Raw genomic sequence first — 26988 nt, forward strand, 5'->3', positions numbered from 1 at the left:
ATAGTTAGTATGACGCATACCCCCACTATTGCCGACCATCCGCTGTTGCCGCGCATCGAGCAGGCCCTGGATGGCATCCGCCCCTACCTGGCCGCCGACGGAGGCAACGTGCGCGTGCTCGACATTACCGACGATATGGTGTTGCAACTGGAACTGCTAGGCGCCTGCGGCACCTGCCCCATGTCGCCGATGACACTGAAAGCCGGCGTAGAGGAATCGGTAAAGAAAGCCGTACCGGAAATTCGCTCGGTGCAGGCCATCAACTCTACGCCCATGGCCGAACAGCCCGCTGGCCAGACCGGCCACCCGCTGCCGCCCACGCCCGTGCCTACCCCAGAATTTTAGCATTCCTGCTATTGGCTTATAAAACAGCGCCAGCTTTCTACGCAGAAAGCTGGCGCTGTTTGTTTATAGCATTATATCTGTCTGTATTTCTTCGCTTGTCATCCTGAGCTTGCGAAGGACCTTCTCACAGTAGAACGAGTCGTTGAAACGTCTATCGTTCATGCGTGAGAAGGTCCTTCATCACTGGCTTAATGCGCCACATGTTCAGGATGACAGATGTAAAAGGATAACTAAACGAATTGCAATAAGTACTATGACAACTATTTCTACCCTGGAATTCCAGATTCGCGCCGCCTTACTTGGTCTGGCCGTAGGCGACGCGCTGGGTGTGCCCGTAGAGTTTGAAAGTCGTGCCCGCCGCAAGCTCGACCCGGTAGTAACTATGCGAGATTACGGCACCCACCAGCAGCCCGCCGGCACCTGGTCCGACGATGCCTCGCTGACGTTCTGCCTAGCCGAGGCCATTGCCGATGGCTACACGGTGCAGAAAGTGGCCCAAAACAGCGTCCGTTGGTACTCCGAAAATTTCTGGACGCCGCACGGCCGCGTGTTCGATATTGGCATTACCACAAGGGAGGCGCTGCAACGACTGCACACTGAGAAAAACCTGCTTTTCGCGGGCGGCACCGACGAATATAGCAACGGCAACGGTGCCCTAATGCGCATTCTGCCGCTGGCCTTTTACCGGCTGGACGCCCCCGTGACAGAGCGTTTTTGGCTGATACGGGAAGTGTCGGCCATTACGCACGGGCACATGCGCTCGGCGGTAGCGTGCCTGCTATGCCTGGAAATGGCTAGGCATCTCCTCGCTGACTTGACGCCCGCCGCGGCCTATCAGCGTCTGTGTCAGGAGGCGCCCGCGCAGCTTCAGGCGTTGCGCATTCCAACGCAGGAAGTGCAGCATTTTCAGATCGTGCTAAGTGGCCGCCTACCCGACTTACCCGCACAAAGCATCAATAGCGGCGGCTACGTGCTGCACACGCTGGAAGCGGCGCTATGGTGCCTGCTGCGCCACGAAACCTACGCCGAAACGGTGCTAGCCGCCGTCAACCTCGGCGACGATACCGATACGACCGGGGCGGTAGCGGGCGGCTTGGCGGGGCTGTATTATGGCGAAGCGGCTATTCCGGTGGAGTGGCTGCAAGTGCTGGCGCGCCGTGCGGATATTGAAGCGTTGTGCCGCCGGATGGCGCAGGCTATTCAGCGCTGAAGCTGGTACTCGTGGCGCAGTAAAAACGTGGTGTCGCTGGCGAAGCGTACTTCTTTGCGTACTGAGTAGCGCTGGTCTGCTAGAAGTACCGTGTGGCGGATGGTAGCCGGGCGGTTATCGTCCTGCCCTTCCCCAACCAGCACAAGCTGCAACGTATGGCCCGGCAACTGTTGCTTGTGGTGCAGCTGCATCAACAGGCCATCCCACTCCATACGGGTGCCATCGGCGAGTATGCGCAGGTGGTCCGTACCAGCAACCGTTCGGCCATCTGGTTCGCGGTAGCTGTACTGTAGCCGCAGGTCTTGCGGGGCGGTTTGCGTGGCATGTAGCTGCGTAGCCAGCGTCACAAGCTGTTGGCTGCGGTAGTCGCGGTAGGTAAGGGTGCCGTGCCAATCGGCATGGAGCAAGGGTTGCCAGTCGGCGGACGTGATGGTAGACAGCGGGCGGGCGAATTGAGCCGCGGCTGGTTGTGTGAAGAATACGACAAGCACAGAGGCGGCAGCTATAACCGCTTGCCGCGGGTGGCTGCCAGCGGCGGTGCGGGCCGAGCGGCGGGCCAGCCAATAATCGAACGAGTAGCGCCCGCCGCCGATTGCTGCTATCAACACAAATGCCCAGAACAGCAGCTGTTGGTAATACATACCCACGATAAGTTCGGGCGATTCGTACCAGAAAAAAGCAATGATGAGAAACTGAATGGCCAGTTGTGCCGCAGCTACCCGGGTGAAAAGGCCAGCCGCCACCAGCAAGCCGCCCACTAGCTCGCCCCAAATGGCTAGCACCGCCCAGAAGTAGGGCGAGGGGTAGGTGAAGCCCAGTTGCGCCACCTGCGCCACAAACCAGTCGGGAGCCGTGAGAGCCCCAGGCTGCCACAGAAGCTTGCTCAACTCGTTGGTAGAAGTAAAGTTGATGAGCTTCGACCAGCCCGCGCCAAGGGCAATGGAAACGCCCAGGTGCAGACGCAGGCAGAGGTAGGCGACATCGAGCGCGTGGCCGCCCAGCGGAGCGGTGGCAGGTAGGAGGGTTTTCATGGGGATACGTTGAGGTGAAACGATAGGCCAAAAGAAGCCCCTAGCTCACCTCATGGCGCCCCGGTATATAACCTGGGACGTCCCAATTTATAGATTGCGCCCTGCGGCTTCGCTGGGCGTGAGGCCGCGCAGCTTGCGAAACACGCGGTTGAAAGTGGATTTGGAATTGAAGCCCGACTCCAGCGCCACCGCCAGCAGCGTATAGTGCCGAAATCGGGCATCTTGCAGCCGCTGCTCGGCTTCTTGCACCCGATACTCGTTGACGAAGTCGTTGAAATTTTGCCCGCAGCCAGTGTTAATGACTTTCGAGAGCCACGAGGTATTGGTTCGGAGTTGCGCAGCCAGTTCGGCCAGGGTAAGCTCGGGCGCCAGGTAGGGCTGGGCAGCGCGCATGTGTAGCAGCAGGCGCTCGGTCCAGCGTTGCAGCTCCGGTGTGGCTTCGGCGAGAACTGGCGGCTGGCTTTCGGTTGGTGGCAGTGTCACGGCCGTGCCATGAGCGAGTGCACCAGGCACCTGCGCCATATCACTGGTTGCCACCGTTGGCGTCTGCGCCGGGGTAGGGATGGGCGCGGTATCGCCGGCAATTTCCGGCAGAGTCGGGTCTGGCTGAAAGTGCAGCGGAGCCGTGAGACGGTGGTGGGTGAGCAGGCCGGCAATGCTGAGGTAGTATAACAGAATGCCGGTGAAGAGGTAATCATACCAGGCCTGGTAGTAGCTGAGCGTGGCAATAGCTGCATTCACCACTGCAAACCCACAGGCCATGCCTACCGCTATAGGCACGGCCACCACCACGTTGCGCAGCCACACAAAGCGAATGCGCTCCGTATCGGAAAAGTTGTTATTAAGGTACTGACGATACGCCCGGTAGTCGCGCAACGTCAGCAAGGCGTAGCCCGCAACGGATGCGTAGCCCAGCAGCTCAGCCCAGGTAGTAACGCGCACGGTATCGAGCCAGGTCAGCCAGGTACCCTTCGTGCCAAAGTGCTCGGGTAGGAGTAGGCCCAGCGCAAGGTGCTGCCAAACAATATCGTGCAAAAACAGCAGCAGGCACCACCCCAGATACAGCAGCGCCGGCACAAAGTGCCAGCCATCGGCGCGACGAAAGCGAAAGTCCTGGTTGGTGAGGCTGCGGAAGTAGAAATACAGCACCGGTCCGACGGTCAGCCAGTTGTTGAACGGAAAATAGAACATGAAGGTGCTGAACGCATTATGCGCGTCGTACCACCCCGCAAACCCCAGCATCCACTGCGCCACCCGAGCCGTGCTCAGCAGCAAGAGCACCGCCAGCCAGCTATCGGCCGGCGTGCCGTGCTGCCGGCCCCGCGTGAGCAGCACCACGCTCACCACCAGCCCTTGCACAAAGAAGGGTAGGAGCAGCGCGCTATAGGCGTTGAAAATGAATGGCATAGCCCCAAAGGACGACGCTAGCTAGCGTCTTTGCAAGCGCCGTATGCGGCAAAACAAAAACGGTTACGCCGAGCACTGCTCAGCATAACCGTTTCAACGTCTGGTATGGAAAAGGGGGTGCTACGCGGCAGCGTACTGCTTGCAGGCATCCACGCAAGCCTGGCAGGCCTCGGCGCAGTGCTTGCAGTGGTCGGCTTCGTGCTGACCGCACTCGTCGGCGCACTTCTGGCAGATTTCGATGCACTCTTTGATGACGTGCTTGGCGTGGTCGGAGTTGCGGGCGATGAAGGCGGCGGTGAGGCGGCAGATGTCGGCGCAGTCGCGGTCCAGCTCGATGCAGGGCACCATCATCTGGATGTTGTCTTCGTGCAGGCAGGCGTCGGAGCACATTTCGCAGGCTACGATGCAGCGGCTGAGCGCATCGAGGACAGCTTGATTCTTTTGCAGATTGGCAATGGAGGCGGGAACGTGACCCATAGGAGGAGAGCTTTAAAATGAATGAAAAAAGGCGGCGCAGATTGCCCGGCGCCTTTTTTGTATACGCAGGGTAGGGGTAGGACGCCGGTGCAGAATTGTGCGGGATGTGTGCACGATTTCCGCGCCTATCCGGTTTACATAAGCTGCAATTCCCGCCAAATCGCCGTATTTTTACCCAATGCTATTCACCCCCGAACCGCTCGCCCCTACCCTCGACTCAGCCCGCCGCGTGCTGAAGCAATACTACGGCTACGACCAGTTTCGGCCCATGCAAGGCCAGATTATCGAGTCGATACTGGGCGGGCAGGATACGGTGGTGCTCATGCCCACGGGTGGTGGTAAGTCGGTGTGCTTCCAGGTGCCGGCCGTGGTGCAGGCCGGCGTATGCGTGGTGGTGTCGCCGCTGATTGCCCTGATGAAGGACCAAGTAGAAGCACTGAAAGCTAACGGCATTCCAGCCGCCTACATCAATAGTAGCGTGGGCCTGAGCGAGCAGCAAAGCATCACCTCCGACTGCTATAACGGCGCTCTAAAGCTGCTGTACGTTTCGCCGGAAAAACTGCTGTCGGAAGGCTTTTTGACTTTTCTGCAACGCCTCAAAGTCAGCATGTTTGCTATAGACGAGGCGCACTGCATCTCCTCGTGGGGCCACGACTTCCGGCCCGAGTACACGCAGCTGCGTGTGCTGCGCGAGCAGTTTCCGCAGGTGCCCATCATTGCCCTCACCGCCACCGCCGACCGCCTCACGCAGCGCGACATCCAGCAGCAGCTGCGCCTGAACCAGCCGCAGGTGTTCTTGTCCTCGTTCGACCGCCCCAACATCAACCTCATTGTACGGCCCGGCCAAAACCGGGTAGGGGGTGTGCTGGAGTTCATTGAGCGCCACCCCGGCGAGGCGGGTATCATTTACTGCCTCTCGCGCAAGCAGTGCGAAACGGTGGCCGGCAAGCTCAAGGAGAAAGGCATCCGGGCCAACCACTACCACGCCGGCCTCACGCCCAACCAGCGCGCCAGCGTGCAGGAAGCCTTCCTGCGCGACGATTTGCAGGTGATTGTGGCCACCATTGCCTTCGGTATGGGCATCGACAAGAGCAACGTGCGTTGGGTGATTCACTACAACCTGCCCAAGAATATTGAGGGCTACTACCAGGAAATAGGCCGCGCCGGGCGCGATGGCGCGCCGGCCACGGCGGTATTGTTCTATAGCTTCGGCGACGTGATGAGCCTGCGCGACATGCTCTCCAAGGACGATCCGCGCCTCACGCAGCTCAACCTCACCAAGCTGGAACGCATGCAGCAGTTTGCCGAAGCGGCCTCCTGCCGGCGCAAAATTCTGCTCAACTATTTCAGCGAAACCCTACCCCAGGACTGCGGCAACTGCGACATTTGTCGCAACCCACCCACTACCTTCGATGGTACGCTACTGGCCCAGAAGGCCTTGTCGGCGGTGGTGCGCATGCGCGAGCGGGCCAGCATTGGCTTGCTCATCGACGTGCTGCGCGGCATGCGCAACCAAGCGGTGCTCAGCGGCGGCTACGACCAGATCAAAACCTACGGCGCCGGTGCCGACCTGCCCTACCTCGACTGGTACAGCTACATCCATCAGATGCTGAACGATGGCCTGCTCTATATTGCCTACGAGGAAGGCTACGCGCTAAAAATCACGGAATTGGGCAAGGAAGTGCTGCAAGGGCAGCGCCAAGTGCCCATGAAGCAGTTCAAGCCCGCCGAAAAGGCTGTGAAAGGCAAGAAGGCTCCCCGCGAGGCCACGCCCGTGGCTGCCACACCCGAAGCCCGACTGTTCGAGGCCCTGCGTACCCTGCGCAAGCAGCTAGCCGATGAGCAAAACGTGCCGCCCTACGTTATCTTCACCGACACCACGCTCCAGGAAATGGCCGTGGAGAAGCCCGTGACGCGCACGGCCATGCTGGGCATTTCGGGGGTAGGCATGAAGAAGTTCGAGAACTACGGCGAGGCATTCATCCGGGAAATCCTGGCGCACGGCGGCGTGCCCAGCCCCGACGATGCCGAGGACACCATTGACTCGGATGATACGGTAGGTAGTCGTCCGCGCCGCCGCGAGGAGAAAGACAAAGAGGGCCCCAACGATACCCAGCAGGCTACCTTCCAGCTGCACCGCATGGGCCTTAGTCCCGAGGCCATTGCCGAGCGCCGCAACATGGCCGTGTCTACCATTCAGGGGCACCTGTTTACGGCCTACACCAAGGGCCTAGACCTGCGCCTACAAGACTTCTTCACGCCCGACCAGTTCGCCGAAATCCAGCTCGGCATCGACCAGCTCGGTGGCGCGCCCGCTCTGCGCGACCTGTTCGACCACCTGCGCGAGAAATATGACTATTTCACGCTGCGGCTGGCTTCGGCGTATAATAAGAAGCTACGCGGGGAGTAGGATTCGGCGTATAATAAGAAGCTACGCGGGGAGTAGGATATACTTGTAATTTAAACCGTCATGCTGAGCGGAGTCGAAGCATGACGGTCGTTCTGCGCAGAATAGCCTACCGCTTCCGCCACGCCACTGCTACCACCGCGCCCAGTGCCAGCAGCGAGCCGGTAGCCACGCGCCGCCAGCGCCGCGTGGCCGGCGACTCGTAGGCGGGGCCGCCGGTTAGCTCGGCCGTTACGGCGTTCAAGGACTTCACTTTGGCGGCAAAATCGCCCCGGATCTGCCCGCGGATGACGGTCATTTGCTGCAGCACCGTGTCCAGCTCGTCGGGTAGGGTTTCTTCCAGCATGGCGCGCAGGCGCTTGGCTACCGTGGGCGACTTGCCATTGGTGGAAATAGCAATTTTCAAATCGCCCTTTTGCACCACCGACGACAGGTAGAAGTCACACTCGGCGGGCGTGTCGGCTACGTTAGTGAGCAGGCCGCGGGCCGTGGCGGCAGCTTTGATGCGGCGGTGCAGCACGGGGTCGTCGGTGGCGGCAAAAACGAAATCGTGGTTTTCTAAGTCTGTTTCCTGGAAGGGCCGCTCGTGGAGGCGGATGCGGGGGTAGGGCGCCGCCAGGGTGCGTAAGGCAGGGGAAATCCAGGTGGCAACTACCGTTACAGCCGTGGCCGGGCTGCTGCGCAAGATGGCCGTCAGCTTTTCCAGACCCACGTTGCCGCCGCCCACCAGCAGTACCCGAAACTGCTCCAACTTCAAAAAGACCGGAAAGAGTGGGTTGAAACCGGCGGGAGTAGGGGTAGGAGAGGACATCGACATATATTAGGTAGAGGGGTGCTAGAGCGAAGAATGAGGCGAAAATAGGAGTGCGAACCGGGATGCCAGCGCCACATACTATGACTCCGGAAGTGCCAATTGCATACAAATGTTTAGCACAGAAGAAGATACTTCTCTTCAAAGGGAAGTATAAGTGAGGAATTTTGTGGGTAGAAAGGCAGAAGGTCAAAAAATAATAGCAAAAAATTTAGCTAATTGAATTAGTATTCGCGTAAGCACGTTCGTACTTTCGTGAGCCGGTGCTTTACCGATGCAGCCATTTCCCCGGCTCCCTACTCCGATGATCAATACGAACTTAAAATTCTGGCGGCGCGAACTTGGCCTGACGCAGGCCCAGATGGCCGAGAAACTAGGTATCAAACGCTCCCTGGTGGGTGCCTACGAAGAAGGCCGCGCCGAGCCTAAGCTCCTGACGCTGGTGAACATGGCCCGCCTATTCGGCATCACGCTCGATGCGCTGGTGACGACCGACTTCAGTAAGAAGCGCAACGCCAAGGCTGCTATTTTGCAGATGCAGGCCCAGAAAAGCACCGACCCCACGCCTACCCGCCCCGGTGGCGCCCTGCGTGTGCTGGCGCTGACTGTTGATAAAGAGGAAAACGAAAACATCGAGTTGGTGCCCCAAAAAGCCGCTGCCGGCTACCTCAACGGCTACGCCGACCCCGAATACCTCGAAGAGCTGCCCAAGTTCCGCCTGCCTATGCTGGGCACGGGCGGCACCTACCGCGCCTTCGAAATTGCCGGCGACTCCATGCTTCCTATTGCCTCCGGCACTGTGATTGTGGGCCGCTATGTAGATGACTGGCTGACGCTGAAGGACGGTACGCCTTGCATCGTGGTCAGCTCCAAGGAGGGCATCGTGTTCAAACGCGTGTTCAACCGCCTCAAAGACGGCGCTATGTTGGCTCTGCACTCCGATAACCCCGTGTACTCGCCCTACGAAATCAGCGTGGAGGACGTGGTGGAAATCTGGGAGGCTAAGGCCTACATCAGCAGCACGTTCCCCATTGCTGACCTGTCGCTGACCCGCCTGGCCAGCATTGTGCTGGACTTGCAGCAGCAAGTAAGCACGCTGAAAAAGGCGTAGCCTACCTGTGGTTCCGAGCCTGGCGAGGAATGACAAATCGTTTCAAAAAGCCTCACTAGCCTTGTCGCTGGTGAGGCTTTTTGGTGTATGGGTGGGAAGTACATTGCCCGCGCACTTTCAACTTCCCAGCCCTACCCTGCGTATGTTTGACCAACTTTTGGTTTGACTTCTACCCCTATGCTAACATACATTCCTGCCATCAAACGCCATCATGCCGCGCCGGTTGCCTGGCTCAATAGCTACTTCCTGTTCAGCTTTGCGGATTACTACGACCCAAAGAATATCCATTTCGGGCCGTTGCGGGTGTTCAATGACGATACGGTTCAGGCAAAATCGGGCTTCCCACAACATCCACATTCCGAAATGGAAATTGTGACGCTAGTGCTGGAAGGCGAAGTAGCTCATGAGGATACAATGGGCAATAAAACGCTTATACAAAAAGGGGAAGTGCAGCGTATGACGGCTGGCACCGGCATTGCGCACTCCGAATTCAACCACACTGATAAGCCGCTGCATATCTACCAGCTGTGGTTCTTGCCAAACCAGAAAGGACTTGCACCCAGCTACGAGCAGAAAGACATAGACTTTTTGAGTCACAAAAACGAACTGATTCCGCTGGTAACGGGACAGCGCGTGCTGGAGGACGTGGTGTATATGAACTCCAATACCACCGTGTATTGGGCCAATCTGCGCGAGGACAAGGAAATCGAGTTCAAGACCTTCCCCATCCGCAACACGTTTGTGTACGTGAAAGAAGGTACGATTTTTATCAACGGCTCCGAAATTGGCCCCAACGACCAAGCCCGCCTGACCGACGAAAACGTGGTGCACATTCGCGCCGAAAAAGATTCGCAGTTTATTCTGATTGATCTACCAGCCACAGAGGCGAATTACTAAAGAATAGTGTAGGGCGGATTGCAAAGTCCGCCCTACACTATTCTTTAGTAGCTGCGCGGAGCTGTCGTTTATCTCAAAGGCGTGCTGCTCCCTACAGCACTGCGAGAAAATAGGCATAGGTCAATTCCCGTACGGCTTCACGGTGGTATTGCGTGGACTATTGTTCCAGTCTAGCGTGCCGTGCTCACGCGGCTTCAGCGTCACCGCCGACGGGCCGCCGTTGAGCTGCGGGCGCTTCACGGCCAGGATGAAGGTGCGCGTCACAAACTTGCCCGGCCTAGTGGTCAGCGGCTCCAGCAGCAACCGCCGCGACTCGGCCTTGGGGGCGGTAGCCGTGGTGGCCCGCTCATCGCCCAGTTTCACCGTCACGTATGTGCTTCAGCTACGCCGAATAACAGCGTTCCGCTGCGCTCGACCGTCCTGTAGTTTGCTGGCCGAAAACAGGGTGCGCATACGGGCAGGGGTGCCTATAGACGCAAGCAATTGGTAGTACGCAGGTGAGGTACAACCTTTTACTAGTGAGGTCGTAGCCAGTTGAGCTTAGGTATGCCTACCTTTATCAACTTTGCTTTACCTTTTTACCTCGCAATGCCTCCGCTACCTACCTCTTTGATTCCTGCTGATGATGCGGCGCGTTTGCGGGTGTTGCATCAGTACCAGATTGTGAATACCACGCCGGAGAAGATCTTCGACGACTACGTGGCCCTGACGGCGCGCCTGCTCAATCTGCCTATTTCGCTGATTTCGCTGGTGGATGAGGAGCGGGTGTGGTTCAAGGCCAGCGTGGGCGCACCGGCCGGCGTCACCTCCCTGGCCCGCCCCGATAGCATGTGCTCGGCGGCTATTCTTCAAGATACGCCCGTGTTCTTCTCCGACTACACCCGCGAGAGTTGCGAGCTGGTGAACCCCGCCACTGCCGAGGCGCTGGGCCTACACTTCTACGCCGGCACTGCCCTGCTTACTTCAGAAGGCACCAAAATCGGCGTGTTAGCGGTTATTGGCCGCGAAAAGCGAGTGTTCACGCCAGCAGAATCGGTGTTGCTACAGGCGCTGGCGCAGCTGGTCAGCCAGACCATCGAGCTACGCGCCCGCTACCTATCTGCCGACGACCTCGACGGTTGGGAAAAAGCGCAGCGCGAGTTGGAAACTACCCTAGACGACAACTTCGCGCTGGCCCGCTACCTGGCTACCCGCGCGCAGGGCATCAACCTGGAAGACGAAGAAGTAGCGCGGCTGCTCAAGCTGCGGCTGGAAAGAATGAGTGAGGTGCTGAGAAACAGATTGGAATCCTGATAGACCTAATGGCGCGAGGCTGTGCCCCGTGCCGTCTATGCGCAGGCCTCTGGCCTGCCACCGTTCGCGTCGTTTGAGTGTTTCGGGCAAGTCGTTCTGGCGGGCAGGCCAGAGGCCTGCGCATAAACGGCACGGGGCGCAGCCCCGCGCCATTAGCAGCTATAGTAGTACCGCCATTAAACAACAAAGCCTGCTTTCATAGCAGGCTTTGTTGTTTGTAGATATTGTTTACATCGTGTATTTCCTACCCTTGTTTTGCTCCTTCAGGTAGGCCATTAGCGGCTGAAAATACTCCACCATGGCGCGAGCCGAGAGGTCTTCGCCAGTCTTTTCTTTCAGTACCAGGCGCCAGTCTTTGCTGGAGCCGGGGCGCATAATATCGGCCAGGAAGGCACCTACCTCCTTGCTGCCGTAGTAATTGGTGGCGTGCGGGTCCTGGTGCAGAATCTGCTTGGCAATGTGGTCGTGCAGCTGAAACAGGATGACGTACGATAGGGCGTAGTCGTAGTACTGCGCAGGGTCGTCGTTGATGTGGGTTTTGGTAGCGGGGTCGAGGAAGTCCTCGCCGCGGGGAGTAGGGGGCACAATGCCCTGGTATTGCTTGCTGAGCGCCCACCACTTGGCGTTGAGCTGGTCGGCGGGCAGGTTGTCGGCGTAGAAGCTGTTTTCCCACTCGCTCATCACCCCCGACGCAAACGGGATAAACACCACCGAGCCCAGCGCCTCTTTCAGGAGCGTCTGCATCTCGTTGGTTTTCACCTTGGGGTCAATCAGCCCTAGGCCGGCCAGAAAAGGCTTTTGGCGGGCGGCTAGGCCCATCAGGCTACCCATGGCCTCGTGGTAGGCGCGGTTGGCGCCCTGGCGAAGCAGCACGGGCACCTCGGGGTTGGTGTAGGTGAGGTAGTAGTAGATGTGGCCCAGCTCGTGGTGGGTGGTTTCGTACCACTCGGTATTGGCCTCCACGCTCATCAGGCTGCGCACGTCCTGCTCCAGGTTCATGTGCCAGGCTGAGGCGTGATTATTCTTTTTGTAGTTGGCGCCTTTAGGTAGGGGGTAGAGGCTCGACTTTTCCCAGAACACCGGCGGCAGCGCCTGAAAGCCCAGGCTCTGGTAGAAGCGCTCGGCCTGCTGCATCTGCCACTCGGCGCCCTTTTTGGCCAGCACGGGGTCCAGGTTCAGCCCCTTCACCTCTACCATGCTGCTCCAGTCCTGGCCCCAGCGGTTGGGCAGCCAGGAGGCAGGTAGGTAGTCGGGCACTTGCTTTGCGCCGTACTGCTTGGCCAGCTCGTAGCGGGCGTAGGTGTGCAGCTCGCGGTAGAGCGGGCGCAGTTCTTGGTTGATTTTGCGCACCAGCGCCATCATCTCCTCCCGGCTCATGCCGTAGTCGGATGCCTGGTAGGTGAAGTAGTCGGGGTAGCCGAGGGCCTGCACGGTTTGGTTGCGCAGGTCGCGCAGGCTGAGCAAGCCGGGTTTCAGGGTAGGGCCGATGGCCTTGCTGGCCTCCCAGATCTGCTGGCGCTTCTGCGGGTTCTTCTCCTTGCGCAGCAGCTCGTCCAGATCGTTCGTCGTCACCGACTTGCCCTGGTATTTGTAGTCGAAACCGTAGAGCTTTTCCGTTTGCTCGGTTTCGGCCTTGATGCGGCGCTTTACTACGTCGGCGGCAGTTTGGGGCGAGTTGGCGGCGTTGTACAGGGCCGTTTCCAGCTGCTTCACCTGAATAGGTGTGAGGTCCTGCTTATGCTCCAGCAGCTCGCGCAGGCGGTTGATGTTGGCGGTGCTGCCTGCAAAAGCAGCCATGCGTTCGTTGGCGCGGGCCGTTGCGGCGGCGTTGGTGGTATCGCCGGGCACAATGTGGGTGTTGGAGCGCCACTCTGCTTCCGAGGATTGCGTGTAGAGCTTCTGGTATTCGGCAGAGTAGGCCGTAAGAAACTCCTGCGCCTGCTGCTGCCAATTAACTGGCGCGGCCGTCGGCGGCGCTGGTGTGGTGGAAGCAGCTGAATCGGTAGTAACGGCGGGCGTTTTGGCGGTAGGGGCGCAGGCGGCAAGTAGGGCCGCCGTGAGCAGAGGTAAATAGGACTTCTTCATAAACACTGCAAAGAAACGACGAAAAAGGTGGCAGAGCTCCGCACCTATTACGGAGCGTTAGTCCTACCTAGCAACCTAAGAGAGGCGGAATGAACAGTTGAGCAAACTACTTCATCCGCTTTTCCAGCACATAAATCTGCAACTGTCGGCGGGTTTGAAAGCCGAGGCGCTCGTACACGGCGCGGGCGCGAGTGTTTTCGGGGAGCACGTGCAAGAACGGCACGCGTCCCGCCGCTAGTATGCGGTGCATCTGGTGTTGCAGCAGGCGGGCAGCATAGCCTCTGCCTAGGTGCGCCGGGTGGGTGCACACAGCGCTTAGCTCGGTGTAGGGTAGGGGTTGCAGCCGTTCGCCCGCCATAGCTACCAGCTCGTCGCCCTCAAAAATGCCGTGGTACTCGCCAAACTCGATGGTGCGTTGCAGAAACGGGCCGGGATTGGTTTGGGCCGTGAGGGCCAGCATGGCGGGAATGTGCGGCGGCTGCAAGGCCACCACGCCCGTACTGTCGAAGGTCGGCAAAGCAGGGTGCTCACACACGAGTTGCAGCAAGTCTTTCTGTACCACTATCTTCCAATTATCTGGAATAGCTACCTCACCGGCCGTGAATAACACGGTAACCGCACCGGCTGGCGTCAGGTCATGCAAATCGGCGAAGGCGCTGGCCGAGTACTCGCGCAGACCAGCGAAAGCGCCCACTTCCTTCTGCACATACCGAGCCTGCTCGTTGCCTAGGGCAAGATGTTTATTGCCAGTGCATAAGGCATTCCAGATGGGGTTATCGAGGACGTGCTGCATAGCGGAGGGTAGGGGATAATGGGCAATAGTAGCGCAAAGCTACTCCCTACCCAACAAACAGGCAGCTAATTACCCTTCCGTCTGTGCCTGCCGCAAATGGTAGCTTTATTGGGTTTGTTTCTGGCTGAAATTGCTTTAGGAGAAGATCAGGCACATTTTTCGCCGCCTTTTGTGTTATACACGCAGCATCTTATCACCACCGTATGTTTTTATCCTCCATAGCTGCCAGTGTTAGCAGCCATTACCTGTCCAACTTGGTGTTGCTGACCGTGCGCTACCTCGTGTTTGCGGGTGTGGCTTACGTGGTTTTCTGGGTGTGGCGCCGCGAGAAGTGGCAGCACCGCCGCATTCAGCCCAAATTTCCCGAGCGTAAGCATATCGATACGGAAATCAAGTATTCGATGCTCACCTGCCTGATTTTTGCGATGGTAGGCGCGGGTATCTTCGTGGCGAAGCAGCATGGTTACACGCTCATTTACAATAAAATAAGTGACTATGGCTGGCTCTATATGGTGTTCAGCCTGCTGGTAGCCATTGTAGCGCACGATACCTATTTCTACTGGACGCACCGGTTTATGCACCTTCCGGCGGTGTTTCGGCACGTGCACCGGGTGCACCATCTCTCGCACAATCCGTCGCCGTGGGCGTCGTTTTCGTTTCACCCGCTGGAGGCCGTAATTGAGGCGGGTATTGTGCCGCTGCTGGTGTTTGTCCTACCCATTCACCCAATTACGCTAGGCGTTTTTATGGTGTATCAGATGGGTATGAACGTGCTAGGCCACCTGGGCTATGAGCCCTACCCACAAAACTTTTTGCGCAGCCGTTGGGGCCGCCTGCATAATACCAGCACGCACCACAACATGCACCACCAGCTAGTGAAGTGCAACTACGGTCTCTACTTCAACTGGTGGGACCGGCTCATGGGTACCAACCACGCTAAGTACCCCGAGCGGTTCGAAAAAGCCGCGGGGCGGAAGTAGTGAAGTAGAGAGGCAGAACGTCATTTCGAGCTTGTCGAGAAATCTCGCTCGTGAGTAGTCACAATCGATAGAGTTACTACCTATCATCAGCACGCGAGATTTCTCGACAAGCTCGAAATGACGTTCAGTACGTGGTCGAATGGACGTGTTGCCTACGCCGCCTGTTGCTCCTGCTGCAAATGGCAGTCCTTGTATTTCTTGCCGCTGCCGCAGGGGCAGGGCGAGTTGCGACCGAACTTTTTGTGGCGGCTGCGCAGGCTCCGGATCCACTCGCGCGGGTCGGTGGCGAAGCGTAGGAAGCGCTTCTTGGGGTTCTGCCGAAACGCCCGCATCAGCAGTTGGTACAGCTCGGGGTGATGCTCTTGCAGCTTCTCCGGCTTCTCAAAGAAATACTCCGTCACCACAGCAAAGAACTCGGCCTCGTTGGTGGCGGCGTAGTTGTTGATTTCAGACTGGCCGGCCCGGATGGCTTCCATTTCGCGGTGCATCACCTCGGTCCATGGTTTCAACAGCTCGGTGGGTAGGGCCAGCTTGGGCACGCCGTCAATCACGCCGTCGGCTTGGTCCAGTATGTGCGCAAACTCGTGAATGCCTACGTTTTGCTTATCGATGGTATCGGCAAAGCCTTGTTCCAAGGAGGCTTTGGATAAGTGCATGTAGTGTGCGCCCTGGAAGCCCCGCACCGAACCCAACAATGTGCCGGCCAAGGGCTTCACTTCCTTGTTGGGGTCGTCGGGACTCTGCCAGGCATCGGGCACAATCAGCACCTCGCCCAGGTTGCCATATTCCCAATCGGGAAAGCCAAATGTTGGAATAACAGCCGAGGCGGCCACCAGCAGGCGCGTGGTGTCGTCTACCTCTGTCTGAATACCGCGCACGCTGGTTTGGGCCAGAAACACCTGAATTTTGCGCTCGAAGCGGTGTTTGTCGTCTTTGGTCAGCGACAGATAAAAGGCAATACGCTCCGTGAGAATTCGGCGCCAGTCGTCCGGAAACTCCTGCGCCAGCGCGGCTTCCCGTAGGCGGCTGTCGCGGGTGGCGTAGCGGTAAAACAGAAAGATAACCCCAGCCACGAAGGCCGCGAAGAGTAGGTAATTCATAGCCCGTTGCTAACGGACATCTCAGGCGAAGGTTGGTAGCCGCAACGAATAAAGTGGAATGGCAGCGCCGCAACAAGGCGCAAGGCCTACAGCTAGCAGAAAATACGGAGTACGCTTCTGGTAAAACTACTGAAAAAGCACAGCTGCCTGTCTGCCAAAAAACAAGCAGTCGTACACAGGAAATCAACCAACCCTACCTACCCAATGCCACTACACCGCGAGCTAGACAAGAAACTGAGCAAAACGTACGAGCCTTCGACCAGCATCGACGACGTTTTCAAAGGCTACGACATCACCTTCGTTACCAATGAGCACGGCGAGCCGGTAACGCTGTTTTTTGGTAAGCGCCGCCCCGATGGTTTGATAGCCGGCGAACGATACACCCGCACCATCAAGCGCCAGCCCAATAGCTTGGAAGTGAAGTCGAGCCACTGGGATAATCGAGGCAAAATCATGCGATAGAGCGGCGGGAGCAGCTACGCAGGCTATTCGAAACCTGTTGTAAAGTCAGGTAGGTGCTCCGCCAGCCGCTCCCGTAGCAAATCCTGAAGTACGGTATCCAGGAACTGGAATTTGTCGGGAATGCGCAGGTTGATGATGTGCTTGCCTTCCAGTTCCGTTGCAAACTTCTGGCGCAGGATGTCGGTGTGCTTTTTCTCCATCACAAAGACCATATCGGCCCAACCCAGGTGCCCGGCCGTGACGCGCACCCTGGCCCCCGGCTCCGTGCCCGCCGAGCGGGCCTGGTAGTGCGGGTGGCCGTCGAACAGCCGCTCGGCCGTGAGGCTGCGCCAGCGGTTCTGGCTGCAAATGAACAGGATCTGGCGCGGTGGGGTAGGCGGAGTAGACATGAGGGAAAGTTGGATCGGGGTGAGCCCCACACAAACTTCGGCAATTGCTGCTAACTTGCCGCCGCCCTAGCCTCACCTACAACCACTTTTACCACGCATGTTTTCCTGTTTTCGCCGCGTTGTAGCGGCCGGCTTAGTAGCTAGCACCACGCTGGCTGTGGCACCCGCGTACGCGCAAAAATCCAAGAAAAAGGCAGTCCTACCCCGCAAAACCATCGAGCAGCGCGTCGATTCCGTGCTGGCGTTGATGACGCTTGATGAGAAGGTAGGCCAGCTCAACCAGTACACCGGCGACGCCGCCACCGGCCCCGCCTTCAACGACCCCAACAAGGTAGAGCAACTGCGCACCGGTCGCATCGGGTCTATGTTGAACGTGAAAGGTGCCCAGCGCACCCGCGAGCTGCAAGCCGAGGCATTGAAGTCGCGCCTGAAAATTCCGCTGCTGTTCGGCCTCGATGTGGTACACGGCTACCAGACTACCTTCCCGATTCCGCTGGGCGAAGCCGCCAGCTGGGATTTGGAAGCCATGCGCCAGTCGGCGCACGTGGCGGCCACGGAAGCGGCGGCGGCCGGGCAGCACTGGACCTTTGCGCCGATGGTAGACATTGCCCGCGACCCGCGTTGGGGCCGCGTGATGGAAGGTGCCGGCGAAGACCCCTACCTCGGCTCCGAAATCGCCAAGGCCCGCGTGTTGGGTTTCCAAGGTGAGAAGCTAGGCGCTACCGACGCCGTGATGGCCTGCGCCAAGCACTTTGCGGCCTATGGTGCCGCCCAGGCCGGCCGCGACTACAACACCGTGGATATCAGCCGCCGGGCGCTCTGGGAAACCTACCTGCCGCCCTTCAAAGCCGCCCTCGACGCGGGCGCGGCCACGTTCATGAACTCGTTCAATGAGCTGGACGGCATCCCGGCCACCGGCAACGCCTACTTGCAGCGCGACATCCTGAAGGGCCGCTGGAATTTCCCAGGCATCGTGGTGTCGGACTGGGGCAGCATTGGCGAAATGGTTGCCCACGGCTATGCAAAAGATGGTGCTGACGCGGCCCTGAAAGCCATAACGGCTGGCTCCGACATCGACATGGAAAGCCGCGCTTACAGCAGCCATCTGGACCAGCTGGTGCAGAGCGGCCAAGTGAAGCAAACGCTGGTAGACGACGCCGTGCGCCGCGTGTTGCGCAAGAAGTTCGAGTTGGGCTTGTTCGACAATCCCTACAAGTTCTCGGACGTGAAGCGCGAAAAAGCGGCCCTCAACAACCCCCAGCACCGCCAGATTGCCCGCGATGTGGCCCGTAAGTCCATTGTGCTGCTCAAGAACGAAGGCAACGTGCTGCCGCTGGCCAAATCGGCTAAAAATATTGCGCTGATTGGTCCCTTGGGCAAGTCGAAGCTCGATATGGCGGGTTTTTGGTCGGTGAACTACGACTCCACTACCTACGTGAGCGTGTATGAGGGCTTGCAAAATAAGCTGGGCAAGCAAGCTACCATCCGCTACGCCAAAGGCTGCGGCATCAAAGGCGAGTCGCAGGCGGGTTTTGCCGAAGCCGTGCAAGCGGCCAAGGCTGCCGACGTGGTAGTAATGGCCGTGGGCGAAGCCTACAACATGAGCGGCGAGGCCAAGTCCCGCGCCGACATCAACCTACCCGGTCAGCAGGAAGAGCTGATGGAGGCAGTGCTGGCTACCGGCAAGCCCGTGGTAGTGCTGATGATGGCCGGCCGCCCTCTCACCTTCGCCTACACCGCTGAGCACGCACCCGCCATTCTCTACACATGGTGGCTGGGCACCGAGGCTGGCAACGCCATTGCCGACGTGCTGGTAGGCGACTACAACCCCGCCGGTAAGCTGCCCATGACGTTCCCGCGCTCCGTGGGTCAGGTGCCGCTCTACTACGCTGCCAAAAGCACCGGCCGCCCTTCCCAAAACGACAAGGACACCAACTACCGCTCGGCCTACATCGACCAGGTAAACAGCCCGCAGTATGCCTTTGGCCACGGCCTGAGCTACACGCAGTTCGAGTACAGCAACCTGAAGCTGAGTAAGAACGAGGTAGGCGATGGCGAGACGTTCACCGCCAGCTTCACGCTCACCAACAAAGGCAAGGTAGCCGGCGAAGAGGTAGCCCAGCTCTACCTCCACGACCTGTTTGCCAGCGCTACGCGCCCCGTAAAAGAGCTGAAAGGGTTCCAGAAAGTGATGCTGAAACCCGGCGAAAGTCGCACCATTACCTTCACCATTGATAAGGATAAGTTATCTTTCTACAACAATGACCTGCAATGGATTACCGAGCCCGGCGAGTTCAACCTGATGATTGGCAGCGCCTCGGATGCCATTCGCCTGGAGCAGAAGTTTACGTTGGTGAAGTAGGTAAGGTAGGCGAGGTAGGGGCGGCTTGCAGCCGCCCGCCGTTGAGGCTACTTGGTAATCCCCACAAAACCGCCCATCGTTGAAAACCAGTAAGCCCGTTTTATAGCGTAAACCAGAAGTTCGCGCTATAAAACGGGCTTTTGTTTACCAAAGGCTTGGAGCAGCAACAGCATAATCAACCCGCCGCTGATAGCCAGCGGTAAATAGGCCGCTGAAGACAGCATCGTGCCCGTTTCAGCAGTAGCAAGGCCAGCCCCTAAACTGATTCCAAAGCTAATGCCGGCGAAAAGCAGGCCGATAAGGAGAAGAGGGTGAATGAGCTTCATGCTGAAAAAAATGATTGGATTATAACTACTTGGTTGAAGTAGAAAGCATACCGATTTTTAGCCTAACAACTACCCAAACAACTGGCGGCTTGCAGCCGCCCCTACCTCGCCGCCAGCTCGTTCTCGGTTACGCCACAACCGACACCCGCACTTTCTTACCCTTCACCTTGGCCCCAGCCAGGCGCTCGGCTACCTCCTGGGCCTGTTGGCGCGGTACGGCTACGTAGCTGTAATAATCGAACACCTCGATGTGGCCGACTTGCTCGCGGGCCACGCCGCCTACGTTTACGAAGGCGCCTACCAGGTCGTGGGCGCTTACTTTGTCCTTCTTACCAGCCGACACGTGCAGGGTCACATTCTCGGGACGGGGGGCTTTGGGGAGGGCTTCGGGTAGCTTACCAGCCTTTACGGGTTGCCACTTGATGGTTTCGGCCACAGGCCACTTCTGTACGTGCGCTTGCTCCTTGGGGGTAGCCAGCAGGTGAGCCGTGCCCGCGGCACCAGCCCGCGCCGTACGGCCGGCGCGATGCTGGAACGAATCGGCCTTGTCGGGCGCGTCGTATTGAATCACGCTGTCGAGGGCGGTTACGTCGAGGCCGCGGGCGGCTACGTCGGTGGCTACCAGCACTTGGCTGGAGCCGTTGCGTAGTTTCAGCAGGGCTTTGTCGCGCTCGGGCTGGGGCATTTTGCCGTGCAGGGTTTCGGCTGCGATGCCGCGGCCTTGCAGGAAGCGTGTGAGTTCCTGGCACCGCTCGCGGGTGTTGCAGAACACCAGGGCACGGCCCGTATCGGGGCGCTGCAAGAGATGGTAGAGGGCAGCGGGCTTTTGCTCGGCGGTGCCCACGTGGCCCAGCAGGGTCAGATTTTCGGGTAGCTCGGCGGTGTCTTCGCCGGCATTCACCACGCGGGGACGGGTCAGGTTCTTACGAATCAGCTCCACCACCTTCTCCGACATGGTAGCCGAGAACAGCAGCGTCTGGCGCCGCCGGGGTAGGCGCTTCACAATCTCCACCAGTTCATCCTGAAAACCCAGCTCCAACAGCTTGTCCGCCTCATCCAATACCAAGGATTTCAGCTGATTGGGCACTACGGTGCGGCGCTCAAAGTGGTCGAGCAGGCGGCCGGGTGTAGCCACTACCACGTGCGGGGCTTGCTTCAGTGAAGCCGTTTCTTCCCGGAATGCGTGGCCGCCATAGAACGCTGCCACGCGCAGGTTAGGCAAATATTTCCCTAGCTTTTTAAGGGCGTCGCGCACTTGCAGGGCCAACTCCCGGGCGGGCACCAGTACAATAATCTGCACCGCATCCTGCTGCACATCAACCTGCTGAAGTACAGCCAGGCCGTAAGCGGCCGTTTTACCCGAGCCGGTGGGCGCTTGCCCGGCCACATCCTGGCCGTCGAGGGCCAGGGGCAGTACCTGCGCCTGCACGGGGGTAGGGGCCGCAAACTGTAGCTCGTCGAGGGCTTGCAGCAGGGTAGGAGCGAGGCCGAGGTCGGCGAAGGTAGGGGCGGGCGCGGGGGTAGCAGTCATACAAGTAGAAACGAAACCGCAAAGGTAGCCCGAAGCGGCGGAAGTGCGGGCATAAGCCCAACAGCGAGGAGAAGTTACCTAAAACCACAGGGGCGTTTTTGCAGTTAATGCCTGAAGGCGGTGGTCTGTTCACCCCTCTTGGTTCTCTCCCTCTACTGTTCTCTTTCGCCATATGGTAACTCCCGAAACGCTTTCTCTGAATATTCCGGCTACTAAAAAGCCACGCGTCGTTATTATCGGCAGCGGCTTTGGGGGCGTTAATCTGGCCAAGAAGCTGGCGGGCCACGAGTTTCAGGTGGTGATGTTCAGTAAGCTGAATTACTTCGGTTTCTGGCCGTTGCTCTACCAGGTAGCCACAGCCCGCCTAGAGCCAGATACAGTTGCTGAGCCCATCCGCAAGCTGTTCGACAAAGACTACCCCGACTTTCACTTCCGCCCGGTGCGCGTTACCAGCGTCGACCCGGCGGCCAAAACCGTGACCACGCTGGTAGGCGAGCTGAGCTACGACTACCTGGTAATTGCCACCGGCACGCGTACCAACTACTTCGGCAACGACCAGGTGAAACAGTTTGCGTTTCCGCTGAAGCAGGTGTCGGACGCGGTAAACCTGCGCAGCCAGCTGTTGCAGGCATTTGAGCAGGCCAACATGACCAGCGACCCCGCCGTGCGCGAGCAGCTGCTGAACGTGGTGGTGGTAGGCGCCGGCCCTACGGGTGTAGAAATGGCCGGTTCTATTGCCGAAATGCGCGCCCACGTGCTGCCCGAAGACTATCCCGGTCTGGATTTCAGCCAGATGCATATCTACTTGGTAGAGGGCCTCGACCGCGTGTTACCGCCGATGTCGCCCGTGTCCAGCGCCCACACCTATGAAGACCTAAAGGAGCTGGGTGTGATTGTGAAGACCAACACGCTGGTTGAAAACTACGATGGGCAGGTGGTGAAGCTGAAAAACGGGGAAGAAATCCGGGCGCGGACGCTGATTTGGGCCGCCGGCGTAACGGGCGCCACACTAGAGGGCATGCCCAAGGAAACCGTGGAACGCGGCCGCTACCTAGTCAACCTCTTCAACCAGGTGCAGGGCTACCCCGACGTATTTGCCATTGGCGATATTGCCCTGATGCGGAGCGAGAAATGGCCCAATGGCCACCCTGGCGTGGCGCAACCCGCCATCCAGCAGGGCGTGCACCTGGCCAAGAACCTGCACCGCCTACGTCGGGGCGAGATACTGGAGCCGTTTTCTTATTTCGATAAAGGGTCTTTGGCCATTACCGGCCGCAACCGCGCCGTGGCTGACCTTCCTGGCGGCAAGCACCTAAGCGGCTTTATAGCCTGGGCCGCGTGGCTGTTCGTGCACATCTTCTACCTCATTGGTTTCCGCAGTAAGCTGGTGGTAATGGCCAACTGGGTGTACCGCTTCTTCACCTATCAAAGCGGCACCCGCGTGATTATCAGCCCGTTTGTGCGGAAAGATGATGTGAAGACGCAGGAATTCATGCAGCGCCAGCAGATGGAATAAATGGTGAAGTGGTGAGATGGTGAAGTGGTGAATGAAAAATACGGCTGTCATCCTGAGTGCAGCGAAGGACCTTCTCACGTGAGAACGACAGTCGTAACAACAACTCGCTCTAGCGTGAGAAGGTCCTTCGCAAGCTCAGGATGACAGTCGTATTTTTCATTCACCACTTCACCATTTATTCCTCTTCCGGCAAATTCACCAACCGGTAGCGCGTGGCGTGGCGCTTGGGCTTGATATCGTGGCCGATGTAGTGGGCGTATACTTTCGTGAAACAGGCTCCGTAATAGAAAATCATGGCGCAATAGAATACGAAGAGTAGTACCAGGACCATACTGGAGGCTGGACCGTAAATAGGACCGAGGTTGCGCGGCACCAGTAGATAGCCCAAGATAAACTCGCCCAGATCAATGAGTACGGCCGTGAGCACTGCACCGGGTAGTACTGCCCGCCACGACACAATGGCGAGGCTAAGCGTGCGAAACGTGAAGGCGAACCACGCTATCAAAATCAGCAAAGAAGCCAATCGGTTGAGGGTTTGCACAACGTAGTAGCCGAACGAGGCGTTGAAATCGACCAGGGAATGGGCAAACAGGGAGAGCAACGCATCCACCAAAAAGGCCAGCATAGAAAGGCCCGCCGTGGCCAGCAGTACGCGCAACGAGCGCCCCCGCTCCTTAAGCAGATTAGAAAAGGGAGAGAATCCATTCTCCGGCCGGATGCTCCAGAGCTGATTTAGAGAGTGTTGAATAACGACGAACAGCGTAGTAGCAATGAATAGCAGGAACGCAAAACCCAGCCACGTAACGGTGCGGCTGCGCTCCACGTTGGTCACGTTCTGCAGAATCTGCTGTACCAGTCCCGCCGCCGAGGCGCCCAGCAAATCGGCCACTTTGGTGAGCAGCATCTGCCGCACAATAGATTTGGAATAGAGCGACCCCAGCACCTGAATCAGAATGATAACGATGGGGGGTAGGGCAAACGTGGTGAAAAACGCCGTGGCCGCTCCCAGCCGCAGCGGGTCGTTGGCCGACAGCATCCGGCCGGCGCGGCGCAGCAGCACCAAGAAATCCGTCCACTCTTTTGGCCGTGGCTGGCCCGGCACGCGTACTTTTGTCATTCCCTGATTGATTCGCTGGCCGAGTAGAGCCGGAGCGAACTGCGAAGATACAATGCGGGGATGCCCGTCACTTATCATCGCCTCAAAAAACTGCCTTGCTTTGGTTGAACTTACCACCCCGCCGCCCCCGCCAGAACCATCGCCTTCCTGGCTACGCCGCCGGGTGCTATTGCCCTTGCAAAATCTGCTCAAGCAGGGACTTACCCCGCACCAGCTGGCCCTTACCACGGCCGTGGGCGTAGCTGTGGGCGTGGTACCGGTGCTGGGGTTTACTACCCTGCTAGGTACGCTGGCAGCCGTGCGCCTACGCCTGAACGTAGCCGCCATGCTGCTTATCAGCCACTTGATGAGCCCCTTGCAATTGCTGTTTATGCTGCCGCTGCTGCGGTTTGGAGCGCCCCTACTGGGCGCCAACGCCCAAACACTTACTCTGGCTCGCGTGCGCTACCTGTTCACGCATGATTTGGGCGGCGCCTTCACGCTACTATGGCGCGCTGAGCTGGGCGCCCTGCTGTTGTGGCTACTGTCGGCGGTGCCACTGGGTTTCCTCCTGTATTTCGGCGCCCGGCCCATCTACCAGCAGCTGTTGCGGAAAAAAGCGCTGGAGGAGGCAGAAGGGTAGAGAATATAGGATACAAAAAGGCTGTCATGCTGAGCGGAGTCGAAGCATCTCGCGTGCTGATGAAAGATAGTATCCCACATCAGCACGCGAGATGCTTTGACTCCGCTCAGCATGACAGCCTTTCTTATTTCTTCTACTTCTGATAAATTGGCTCGCTTTGCAGGAAATACTGGTTGATAGGCTCGCCTGATGCCGGGTCGATGAGCATCATGTCCAATTGGGGCTGGTTGGTGAGGTGCTCTTGCAGCGTGGGGCCGAATTCCTGCAGGAAATCTGGATTAGCAGTAGCGGAGTGGAAGGCCAGCAGCAGGCGCGGCGGCTCTGGCGAGTTCTGAATCTGCATCTGCGCCAGGTAGGCGGCCTCAATGTCGGGGTTGGTGGCGCAGTAGGTGCGCACGGCCTCCACCAAGCCAGCCGTCGACTCGTGAGGCGGACCCAGCATCACCTGCATTTCCTGGCCTTCGCCCTCCCCAGGGATGTTGGTGAGGTTGCCGGCCAGCAAATCGGCCAGCTCGGCGGCGGGCAGCAGCTTGCCTACTGGCGAGAAGGGGTTGAGAGCACAATCGGCGCCCTGCACCATCTGAAACAGGTCGATGCCGCGCAGGCGCAGGTAGGAAATGGTTTCCTGCTCCACGGCGCCGTCGCTCACACGCTCCAGCGACGTGAACACCGGAATCTTACCGTCGTTGAGCACTTGCAACTGAATTTCCATGCCCTCAGTAGGCGTCACCTCGCCGGGCTCCAAGTCTTCGCGGGGGTGCAGCACCACCACTACTTCTTCCTGTAGCAGCGCCCGGTAGAAGATAGGGCGAGCATGAGGTTCGGCAGCGGCGCGCATCAGCAACTCCTCGAGCACGTTGGTGGGCTCGAAAGCAGGCATAGGGGGCATGGGCGGAATATATGGCTCCGGCATAGGCGGCATGGGCGGCGCCGGCACACCGGCTTGCGGCGGCGAGGTGTAATTGGAACCTTTGTAGCGCGGGCCACTAGGGGCCGCTGGCTGCTCGGGGGTAGAAGGGGTAGGCGTAGCCGACGGCGTAGGAGTAGAAGCCGGCTCGTTTTTAGGTTTCAGAAAGTCAAACAGACCCATAGGAAAGGAATCAATAACGAATTAGAAAGGCCAAGCTAGGCAATTTGGGACAAATTTGCGCGGTTGCGCAGCCAATTACTGGCCGTCGCTGCCGTGGCAGGCATCCAGCAGCTCCGACACTTCTCGGATGGTGTAGGTTTGGTTCTGGTTGCCCCACTGCTGCTGCACAAAGTTGAGGATGTTGGTGATCTGCGAGTCGGTAAGGTCGTTGTGGCCGGGCATCACCTGGTTGAAGGTCACCCCGTTCACCACAATGGGTCCTTGCTGGCCCTTGCGGATCAGGCAGGGTAGGGCGGCGCGCTGCTTCGCCAGGTAGTCGGCACCAGCCAGGGGCGGAATCAGGCGGCGCAGGCCCTCGCCTTGCTCACCGTGACAGCTGGCGCAGTGCGTGGCGTAGAGCTTCTCGCCCTCATTTTGGCGGGTAGAAAAACAGCTAACCAGTACGCTGGCGGCTGCCAGACCTGCTGCGCCGCGCAGCCACCAGCGCCTCACGGCTGCGGGGCCGTAGCGGTGGCCGGGGTAGCACTCACCTCCTGCAACAACACCGGAATTTCCTTAATCAGGCGGTCCACCTCATCCTTATTCAAACCATCGTAGATGCCGCGCACGTGGCGGTTGGGGTCTACCAGCGCAAAGGCACCAGTGTGGGCAAAGCCGCCGGGCGCTTCTTTATCTACTTGAGCACCCGTCATGTAGGCGCGCGCCAGCGCAAAAACGGTGTCGTGAGGGGCCGTAGCAAAGTGCCAGCGCGAGGCGTCGGTTACGCCCAGGCGCTCAGCGTAGTCGCGCAGCACGGGAATGGAGTCATGGGCCGGGTCGATGGTATGCGACAGGAACACCACGCGCGGGTTGTCCTTGTATTTCTCGTACACGCGCAGCAGCTCGCTCTGCATTTTGGGGCAGATGCTGGGGCAGGTAGCGAAGAAGAAATCGGTGATGTATACCTTGTCTTTGAACGTAGCGTTGGTGACGGGCTGCCCGGCCTGATCGGTGAGATGGAAGGTAGGGATGGTGGCGTACACTGTGTCGGCGGGTCCGCCGGTGGGGCTGGGCACCACTTCCCGCTCGCCGATGTAGGGCAGCTGGGCAGTTTGCTGATCAGCGGAAGACGACGAGCAGGCGGGCAGCAGCGCGAGGCTGCCGAGGCCAACAAACAGCGGGCCGAGGGCACGGCGCAGGGCAAAACGAATCATGGAGCGGAACTAGGGGTAGGCGCCGCGCCGGCGGCCAGCACTTGCCGGGCCGAGTCGAGGCTACTGGAAATGAGAACAGCCACGGAGTCGATTTTGTGCTGCTGCTGGGCATAATACTGCAACTTCTGCTCGTGGGCGGTAGAGTCGGCCGGGCGGCGGTACTGGTGCATCCAGCCAGTCATGGCGGCTTCGGCGCGGAGCAGGCTGCGTACCTGCCGGCCTGTGCGGGCCGTGTCGGGGCCGGGTTGCTGCTGGAGCTGCTGGCGCAGCTCGTACACCGGGCCAGTGGTTTGGGCCATGGCTTCGTCGTGCTTGCTGAGCACAGCTTTTTCGGCGGCTTCTTCTTTTTGCTTATCGCTTTCCAGCGACAAACAGGCGGGTAGGGCAGCCAGCGTCAGCAGCCCTAGCAGGAAAGTGGACGTTCTCACGCGGG

27 protein-coding genes are annotated in these 26988 nt (G+C 58.9%); 11 read left to right on the top strand and 16 right to left on the bottom strand.

What is annotated here, in order from left to right; genetic code table 11:
- The first annotated feature begins 9 nt into the window (after positions 1-9).
- Both H8B15_RS03480 and H8B15_RS03485 read left to right on the top strand, forming a co-directional pair.
- Positions 10-345, top strand: a complete 336-nt coding sequence (locus H8B15_RS03480; RefSeq protein ID WP_187318271.1) for a NifU family protein — start codon at positions 10-12, stop codon at positions 343-345.
- Between the two features lie 253 nt (positions 346-598).
- A complete protein-coding gene (locus H8B15_RS03485) occupies positions 599-1555 on the top strand; it encodes an ADP-ribosylglycohydrolase family protein (RefSeq protein WP_187318272.1) in 957 nt (318 codons plus the stop codon).
- Here the strand turns inward: H8B15_RS03485 and H8B15_RS03490 are convergent.
- The 3 genes from H8B15_RS03490 to H8B15_RS03500 all read right to left on the bottom strand — a co-directional run bounded on the left by H8B15_RS03490 (position 1546) and on the right by H8B15_RS03500 (position 4470).
- The gene (locus H8B15_RS03490) at positions 1546-2586 is read right to left on the bottom strand and encodes a DoxX family protein (RefSeq protein ID WP_187318273.1); all 1041 of its coding nucleotides are present in this window, start codon (positions 2584-2586) and stop codon (positions 1546-1548) included. The two genes, H8B15_RS03485 and H8B15_RS03490, sit on opposite strands and share 10 nt — an antisense overlap.
- Positions 2587-2673: 87 nt before the next feature.
- On the bottom strand, positions 2674-3993 hold the full coding sequence (locus tag H8B15_RS03495) for a helix-turn-helix domain-containing protein (protein ID WP_187318274.1): 1320 nt from the start codon (positions 3991-3993) through the stop codon (positions 2674-2676).
- 120 nt (positions 3994-4113) lie between these two features.
- Positions 4114-4470 carry a four-helix bundle copper-binding protein gene (locus H8B15_RS03500; RefSeq protein ID WP_187318275.1) on the bottom strand — a complete coding sequence of 119 codons (357 nt, stop codon included), beginning with the start codon at positions 4468-4470 and terminating at the stop codon, positions 4114-4116.
- Between the two features lie 178 nt (positions 4471-4648).
- Here H8B15_RS03500 and recQ point away from each other — a divergent pair, with 178 nt between their 5' ends.
- Entirely contained in the window at positions 4649-6880 is a 2232-nt protein-coding gene (gene recQ, locus H8B15_RS03505; RefSeq protein WP_187318276.1) for a DNA helicase RecQ, read from the top strand.
- Between the two features lie 106 nt (positions 6881-6986).
- Here recQ and H8B15_RS03510 read toward each other — a convergent pair whose 3' ends face one another.
- Complete coding sequence (locus H8B15_RS03510) at positions 6987-7694, bottom strand: precorrin-2 dehydrogenase/sirohydrochlorin ferrochelatase family protein (RefSeq protein ID WP_343069127.1); 708 nt, start codon at positions 7692-7694, stop codon at positions 6987-6989.
- 298 nt (positions 7695-7992) lie between these two features.
- On the opposite strand from H8B15_RS03510, the gene H8B15_RS03515 reads away from it, so the two are divergent.
- Both H8B15_RS03515 and H8B15_RS03520 read left to right on the top strand, forming a co-directional pair.
- Positions 7993-8799 (top strand): LexA family transcriptional regulator, encoded by an 807-nt coding sequence (locus H8B15_RS03515; protein ID WP_187318277.1) that lies wholly within the window; start codon positions 7993-7995, stop codon positions 8797-8799.
- A gap of 177 nt (positions 8800-8976) precedes the next feature.
- The gene (locus H8B15_RS03520) at positions 8977-9696 is read left to right on the top strand and encodes a pirin family protein (RefSeq protein ID WP_187318278.1); all 720 of its coding nucleotides are present in this window, start codon (positions 8977-8979) and stop codon (positions 9694-9696) included.
- Between the two features lie 120 nt (positions 9697-9816).
- Here the strand turns inward: H8B15_RS03520 and H8B15_RS03525 are convergent, their stop codons facing one another.
- Positions 9817-10065, bottom strand: coding sequence for a hypothetical protein (locus tag H8B15_RS03525; RefSeq protein WP_187318279.1), 249 nt, complete (start codon positions 10063-10065; stop codon positions 9817-9819).
- A gap of 240 nt (positions 10066-10305) precedes the next feature.
- On the opposite strand from H8B15_RS03525, the gene H8B15_RS03530 reads away from it, so the two are divergent.
- Positions 10306-10989 carry a GAF domain-containing protein gene (locus H8B15_RS03530; RefSeq protein ID WP_187318280.1) on the top strand — a complete coding sequence of 228 codons (684 nt, stop codon included), beginning with the start codon at positions 10306-10308 and terminating at the stop codon, positions 10987-10989.
- Between the two features lie 228 nt (positions 10990-11217).
- On the opposite strand, the gene H8B15_RS03535 is transcribed toward H8B15_RS03530, so the two are convergent.
- Positions 11218-13074, bottom strand: a complete 1857-nt coding sequence (locus tag H8B15_RS03535; RefSeq protein ID WP_187318281.1) for a M2 family metallopeptidase — start codon at positions 13072-13074, stop codon at positions 11218-11220.
- A 106-nt stretch (positions 13075-13180) separates the two neighbouring features.
- Complete coding sequence (locus H8B15_RS03540) at positions 13181-13867, bottom strand: GNAT family N-acetyltransferase (RefSeq protein WP_187318282.1); 687 nt, start codon at positions 13865-13867, stop codon at positions 13181-13183.
- Positions 13868-14070: 203 nt separating this feature from the next.
- Between H8B15_RS03540 and H8B15_RS03545 the strand changes: the two genes are divergently transcribed.
- A complete protein-coding gene (locus H8B15_RS03545) occupies positions 14071-14847 on the top strand; it encodes a sterol desaturase family protein (RefSeq protein WP_187318283.1) in 777 nt (258 codons plus the stop codon).
- Positions 14848-14999: 152 nt separating this feature from the next.
- Here the strand turns inward: H8B15_RS03545 and H8B15_RS03550 are convergent, their stop codons facing one another.
- Positions 15000-15947, bottom strand: a complete 948-nt coding sequence (locus tag H8B15_RS03550; RefSeq protein WP_187318284.1) for a zinc-dependent peptidase — start codon at positions 15945-15947, stop codon at positions 15000-15002.
- Positions 15948-16151: 204 nt separating this feature from the next.
- Here H8B15_RS03550 and H8B15_RS03555 point away from each other — a divergent pair, with 204 nt between their 5' ends.
- Positions 16152-16409, top strand: coding sequence for a hypothetical protein (locus tag H8B15_RS03555; protein WP_187318285.1), 258 nt, complete (start codon positions 16152-16154; stop codon positions 16407-16409).
- Positions 16410-16432: 23 nt separating this feature from the next.
- On the opposite strand, the gene H8B15_RS03560 is transcribed toward H8B15_RS03555, so the two are convergent.
- Positions 16433-16798 carry a low molecular weight protein tyrosine phosphatase family protein gene (locus tag H8B15_RS03560; RefSeq protein WP_187318286.1) on the bottom strand — a complete coding sequence of 122 codons (366 nt, stop codon included), beginning with the start codon at positions 16796-16798 and terminating at the stop codon, positions 16433-16435.
- Between the two features lie 97 nt (positions 16799-16895).
- On the opposite strand from H8B15_RS03560, the gene H8B15_RS03565 reads away from it, so the two are divergent.
- Complete coding sequence (locus H8B15_RS03565) at positions 16896-19160, top strand: glycoside hydrolase family 3 N-terminal domain-containing protein (protein WP_187318287.1); 2265 nt, start codon at positions 16896-16898, stop codon at positions 19158-19160.
- Positions 19161-19285: 125 nt separating this feature from the next.
- Here the strand turns inward: H8B15_RS03565 and H8B15_RS03570 are convergent, their stop codons facing one another.
- A complete protein-coding gene (locus H8B15_RS03570) occupies positions 19286-19486 on the bottom strand; it encodes a hypothetical protein (protein WP_187318288.1) in 201 nt (66 codons plus the stop codon).
- A 127-nt stretch (positions 19487-19613) separates the two neighbouring features.
- Positions 19614-21017 (bottom strand): DEAD/DEAH box helicase, encoded by a 1404-nt coding sequence (locus H8B15_RS03575; RefSeq protein WP_187318289.1) that lies wholly within the window; start codon positions 21015-21017, stop codon positions 19614-19616.
- Positions 21018-21189: 172 nt separating this feature from the next.
- Between H8B15_RS03575 and H8B15_RS03580 the strand changes: the two genes are divergently transcribed.
- A complete protein-coding gene (locus H8B15_RS03580) occupies positions 21190-22533 on the top strand; it encodes an NAD(P)/FAD-dependent oxidoreductase (protein ID WP_187318290.1) in 1344 nt (447 codons plus the stop codon).
- 175 nt (positions 22534-22708) lie between these two features.
- Here the strand turns inward: H8B15_RS03580 and H8B15_RS03585 are convergent, their stop codons facing one another.
- Positions 22709-23650 (bottom strand): YihY/virulence factor BrkB family protein, encoded by a 942-nt coding sequence (locus H8B15_RS03585; RefSeq protein WP_187318291.1) that lies wholly within the window; start codon positions 23648-23650, stop codon positions 22709-22711.
- Positions 23651-23750: 100 nt separating this feature from the next.
- Here H8B15_RS03585 and H8B15_RS03590 point away from each other — a divergent pair, with 100 nt between their 5' ends.
- On the top strand, positions 23751-24272 hold the full coding sequence (locus tag H8B15_RS03590; RefSeq protein ID WP_187318292.1) for a DUF2062 domain-containing protein: 522 nt from the start codon (positions 23751-23753) through the stop codon (positions 24270-24272).
- 133 nt (positions 24273-24405) lie between these two features.
- On the opposite strand, the gene H8B15_RS03595 is transcribed toward H8B15_RS03590, so the two are convergent.
- From H8B15_RS03595 to H8B15_RS03610, 4 genes are all read right to left on the bottom strand, one after another.
- Positions 24406-25362: an enhanced serine sensitivity protein SseB C-terminal domain-containing protein gene (locus tag H8B15_RS03595; RefSeq protein WP_187318293.1), complete on the bottom strand. Its 957-nt coding sequence runs from the start codon at positions 25360-25362 to the stop codon at positions 24406-24408.
- Positions 25363-25437: 75 nt separating this feature from the next.
- Positions 25438-25854, bottom strand: coding sequence for a c-type cytochrome (locus tag H8B15_RS03600; protein ID WP_187318294.1), 417 nt, complete (start codon positions 25852-25854; stop codon positions 25438-25440).
- Entirely contained in the window at positions 25851-26555 is a 705-nt protein-coding gene (locus H8B15_RS03605; RefSeq protein WP_187318295.1) for an SCO family protein, read from the bottom strand. Before H8B15_RS03605 ends, H8B15_RS03600 begins: the two co-directional genes overlap by 4 nt.
- A complete protein-coding gene (locus H8B15_RS03610) occupies positions 26552-26983 on the bottom strand; it encodes a hypothetical protein (protein WP_187318296.1) in 432 nt (143 codons plus the stop codon). The genes H8B15_RS03605 and H8B15_RS03610 overlap by 4 nt, the downstream gene beginning before the upstream one ends.
- Between the last annotated feature and the right edge of the window lie 5 nt (positions 26984-26988).

It is taken from the genome of Hymenobacter citatus, from assembly GCF_014333615.1.
Taxonomy (GTDB): Bacteria; Bacteroidota; Bacteroidia; order Cytophagales; family Hymenobacteraceae; genus Hymenobacter; species Hymenobacter citatus.

Excerpts from the sequence above, each read along its gene's own strand:
- H8B15_RS03510 (WP_343069127.1), bottom strand. The coding sequence starts at position 7,694 with ATGTCGATGTCCTCTCCTACCCCTACTCCCGCCGGTTTCAACCCACTC.
- H8B15_RS03570 (WP_187318288.1), bottom strand. The coding sequence starts at position 19,486 with ATGAAGCTCATTCACCCTCTTCTCCTTATCGGCCTGCTTTTCGCCGGC.
- H8B15_RS03545 (WP_187318283.1), top strand. The coding sequence starts at position 14,071 with ATGTTTTTATCCTCCATAGCTGCCAGTGTTAGCAGCCATTACCTGTCC.
- H8B15_RS03540 (WP_187318282.1), bottom strand. The coding sequence starts at position 13,867 with ATGCAGCACGTCCTCGATAACCCCATCTGGAATGCCTTATGCACTGGC.
- H8B15_RS03560 (WP_187318286.1), bottom strand. The coding sequence starts at position 16,798 with ATGTCTACTCCGCCTACCCCACCGCGCCAGATCCTGTTCATTTGCAGC.
- H8B15_RS03485 (WP_187318272.1), top strand. The coding sequence starts at position 599 with ATGACAACTATTTCTACCCTGGAATTCCAGATTCGCGCCGCCTTACTT.
- H8B15_RS03495 (WP_187318274.1), bottom strand. The coding sequence starts at position 3,993 with ATGCCATTCATTTTCAACGCCTATAGCGCGCTGCTCCTACCCTTCTTT.
- H8B15_RS03535 (WP_187318281.1), bottom strand. The coding sequence starts at position 13,074 with ATGAAGAAGTCCTATTTACCTCTGCTCACGGCGGCCCTACTTGCCGCC.
- H8B15_RS03490 (WP_187318273.1), bottom strand. The coding sequence starts at position 2,586 with ATGAAAACCCTCCTACCTGCCACCGCTCCGCTGGGCGGCCACGCGCTC.
- H8B15_RS03555 (WP_187318285.1), top strand. The coding sequence starts at position 16,152 with ATGCCACTACACCGCGAGCTAGACAAGAAACTGAGCAAAACGTACGAG.
- H8B15_RS03565 (WP_187318287.1), top strand. The coding sequence starts at position 16,896 with ATGTTTTCCTGTTTTCGCCGCGTTGTAGCGGCCGGCTTAGTAGCTAGC.
- H8B15_RS03595 (WP_187318293.1), bottom strand. The coding sequence starts at position 25,362 with ATGGGTCTGTTTGACTTTCTGAAACCTAAAAACGAGCCGGCTTCTACT.
- H8B15_RS03500 (WP_187318275.1), bottom strand. The coding sequence starts at position 4,470 with ATGGGTCACGTTCCCGCCTCCATTGCCAATCTGCAAAAGAATCAAGCT.
- H8B15_RS03520 (WP_187318278.1), top strand. The coding sequence starts at position 8,977 with ATGCTAACATACATTCCTGCCATCAAACGCCATCATGCCGCGCCGGTT.
- H8B15_RS03575 (WP_187318289.1), bottom strand. The coding sequence starts at position 21,017 with ATGACTGCTACCCCCGCGCCCGCCCCTACCTTCGCCGACCTCGGCCTC.
- H8B15_RS03585 (WP_187318291.1), bottom strand. The coding sequence starts at position 23,650 with ATGACAAAAGTACGCGTGCCGGGCCAGCCACGGCCAAAAGAGTGGACG.
- recQ (WP_187318276.1), top strand. The coding sequence starts at position 4,649 with ATGCTATTCACCCCCGAACCGCTCGCCCCTACCCTCGACTCAGCCCGC.
- H8B15_RS03480 (WP_187318271.1), top strand. The coding sequence starts at position 10 with ATGACGCATACCCCCACTATTGCCGACCATCCGCTGTTGCCGCGCATC.
- H8B15_RS03580 (WP_187318290.1), top strand. The coding sequence starts at position 21,190 with ATGGTAACTCCCGAAACGCTTTCTCTGAATATTCCGGCTACTAAAAAG.
- H8B15_RS03605 (WP_187318295.1), bottom strand. The coding sequence starts at position 26,555 with ATGATTCGTTTTGCCCTGCGCCGTGCCCTCGGCCCGCTGTTTGTTGGC.
- H8B15_RS03515 (WP_187318277.1), top strand. The coding sequence starts at position 7,993 with ATGATCAATACGAACTTAAAATTCTGGCGGCGCGAACTTGGCCTGACG.
- H8B15_RS03550 (WP_187318284.1), bottom strand. The coding sequence starts at position 15,947 with ATGAATTACCTACTCTTCGCGGCCTTCGTGGCTGGGGTTATCTTTCTG.